Source organism: Bradyrhizobium sp. (genome assembly GCF_019242285.1).
GTDB lineage: Bacteria > Pseudomonadota > Alphaproteobacteria > Rhizobiales > Xanthobacteraceae > Bradyrhizobium.
On record NZ_JAFAVV010000228.1, the window covers coordinates 1 to 2,952 of the forward strand.

Genomic DNA, 2,952 nt, shown 5'->3' on the forward strand with positions numbered 1-2,952 from the left:
TCCATCCCGCGCGCCTTCAGTCAGGATCCGCGCGCCGATCTTTTTACCAAGCGCTGTCGCGTGCGGATCGAGTGTGACAATCACCACACCAGCGAGACGCCGGGAGCCGGCAACGGCGTCGAGCATGTCCGTCAGCATGGTCTCGGCGAGACGCCGACGCTCCGGCGGCGACAGCAGGCCCGACAGCCGATGCTTGGCGCCATCGAACTCCTTGACCGGAATGACCGCCCAGATGTCGCTCATTGCAGCGAGGCCAGCGCGTCCGCCGCATCGAGCGTCACGCGCGCCAGCGTCTCCCGGTCATGCAGGCTGGTCATCAGGGTTCTGGCGATCGTGACCCGCGCGCCGACAGTGCCGACCCTATCGGCGTCGGCGTGGTCGACGACATAGCCATCGAGCAGGTCGCCGTAGCGTGCGGCGACGCCGGCGGCGCTGGCCTCGTGGCCGAGCTCGCGCATCATCTTCGCGATCGGGCCCTTGACCGCCTTCCCGCCGATGATCGGTGAGATCGCGACGACCGGCGCGCCGCTCGCCTTGATCGCCTCGCGCATGCCTGGGATCGCCAGGATCGGCTCGATGCTGATGAAGGGATTGGACGGACAGATGACGACGGCCCGCACGTCGCCCGAGCGGAGTGCCGCCAGGATGTCGTCCTGCGGCCGGGCGCGCATCACGCCGTCGAAAGCCAGTTCATGGACGACCGGCCGGCATTGCCGGCGCACGAAATAGTCCTGGAAGTCGATCCAGCCCGCGTCGCCGCGCACGCGGGTCCGCACTCGGTCGTCGCTCATCGGCACCAGGCGGGCACCGATGCCGAGGCGCCGGCAAATGTCGGATGTCACCTCCGACAATGTCTGGCCCAGGCGCAGGCGACGGGTGCGCTCGACATGCAGCGCGAGATCACGATCGCCGAGCCGAAACCAGTCCTCGCCGCCGAGCGCGCCGATGCTGTCCATAAACGACCAGGTCTCGTCGCGCCGGCCCCAGCCGGTTGCGGGATTGTCGATCTCAGCGAGAACGTAGGTCAGCGTGTCGATATCGGGCGAGATGCTCAGCCCAAGATGCTCGAAATCGTCGCCGGTGTTGGCGACCACGAGCAGCTCGTCAGCCGGCAGGACGCGGCTCAGACCGAGCGCCAGCTTGGCGCCGCCGACCCCGCCGGACAGCGCCACGACAAGTCGCCGGCTCATCGGAACATGTCCTCGGCGGCCGGGCGCACCAGCTCGGACGCGGCATTGTCGGGACCGCGCCATGCCAGGCCGCGCACGACCACGACAGGCTGGCCTTCGGCGCCCTGCCCCATCACGAGCGACGCCGCAGCCGCGATCTCGTCCGCATGCCCGGTGATGCTGACCTGAAGCTCGCGGCCGAACAGATCAGGCGAGCCACGCAGATCCATCAGCGATGGCAGGCCGGCCGCACCGATCGCGACTCCGCAGGTACCGCGCCGCCAGGCACGGCCAAAACTGTCGCTGATGATCACCGCCACGGGCACACCGAACCTCAGCGACAGACGTCTCCTCAATGTTGCCGCACTGCCGTCGGGATCGACCGGCAGCAGCAGCGCGCGCGGTGGTTCATCGGGCGAAGCCAGATTGGACTGGTCGATGCCCGCATTGGCCATCACGAAGCCCAGCCGGTGCTCGACGATCAACACGCCCGGCCTTGCCCGCACGACGCGCACCGATTCCTGCAGGATCAGCTCGACGAGGCGCGGATCCTTCTGGACCGTCCCGGCGAGCTCGATCGCCTCCGCTGAGGGCTCGACGGTCGCCAGGTCAACCAAGCGCCCTTCGGCCTTGGACACGATCTTCTGCGTCAACACGAAGACGTCGCCGCCGCGCGGCACGATGCCGCCGCGCGCCAGCCCGTCGCCGATCAGCGCGACGAGATCATCGTCCTTGCGCACCAGCGGAATGCCGGGGACGGCGAGCATCTCGACGGCACTACTGGACTTCATCGGCCGGTCCCGCACGCTCAACCGAAACGCTTGCGCAGAAGCGGCAGCACATGCTCGCCGTAGAGTTTCAAAAAGCGCGCCTGGTCCGGTCCCGGCGCGTGGAACACCAGATGGCGGAAACCAAGGCCAACGTAGTAGCCGATCCGCTCGACGTGCTCGTCGGCGTCGCTGGACACGATCCACCGGCTGGCGGCGCGCTCCACCGGCAGCGCGTCGGCGAGGCGCTGCATCTCGACGGGATCCTCGACACTCATCTTTTCCTCCGGCGTCAGCGCCAGCGCCGCCCAGTGGCGGGTGTCCTCGAGCGCACGCGCCTTGTCGGTGTCGAACGACACCTTGACCTCGATCATGCGATCGTAGGACCGCGTCGGATCCTCCGACGCGGCGATGCCCTCGGCGACCTTCGGCAACAGCGTCTCGGTGTAGAGCTCCGGCTGCTTGCCGCTGGTGCAGATGAACCCTTCCGCGGCGCGACCGGCGTAACGCGCCACGAGAGCGCCCGCGGCTGCAACATAGATCGGTACCGGCGTGTCGGGACGGTCGTAGATCGTTGCCTTGTCGGTCTTGTAATACTGACCTTCGAAGCTGACCCGTTCCTGGGTCCAGAGCGCCCGGATCAGCGTGAGGGCCTCACGGAGGCGGGCGAAGCGCTCCTTGAATTCCGGCCAGGGCTGGCCGGTCGAAGGCACTTCGTTGAGACCTTCGCCGGTACCGATCCCGAGCACGACGCGGCCTGCGAACATCGCGCCCATCGTGCCGAAGGCCTGGGCAACGATGGACGGATGGTAGCGGAACGTCGGCGTCAGCACGCTGGTGCCCATGACGACCCGCGAGGTGCTGGCGCCCAGCGCGCCCAGCCAGGTCAGCGAGAAGGGCGCATGGCCGTCGACATGCTTCCAGGGCTGGAAGTGGTCGCTGATGAAGACCGAATCGAAACCGACCTCCTCGGCGAGACACGAGAAGCCCAGCAACTTGCCCGGCGCGAACTGCTC

The 2,952-nt window shown here is 67.9% G+C and carries 3 protein-coding genes and 1 pseudogene; all 4 read right to left on the reverse strand.

Annotated features, from left to right (window positions below; translation table 11 throughout):
* Positions 1-243 (reverse strand): annotated as a pseudogene (locus JOY90_RS08850) (2-phospho-L-lactate guanylyltransferase); the annotation flags it as partial.
* Positions 240-1,190: a 2-phospho-L-lactate transferase gene (gene cofD / locus JOY90_RS08855; RefSeq protein WP_291690765.1), complete on the reverse strand. Its 951-nt coding sequence runs from the start codon at positions 1,188-1,190 to the stop codon at positions 240-242. The gene cofD and the pseudogene JOY90_RS08850, both read right to left, overlap by 4 nt.
* Entirely contained in the window at positions 1,187-1,960 is a 774-nt protein-coding gene (gene cofE / locus JOY90_RS08860; protein ID WP_291690766.1) for a coenzyme F420-0:L-glutamate ligase, read from the reverse strand. Before cofE ends, cofD begins: the two co-directional genes overlap by 4 nt.
* A 17-nt stretch (positions 1,961-1,977) precedes the next feature.
* The coding region (gene fgd / locus JOY90_RS08865) for a glucose-6-phosphate dehydrogenase (coenzyme-F420) (RefSeq protein WP_291690767.1) at positions 1,978-2,952 on the reverse strand (975 nt) is incomplete at its 5' end.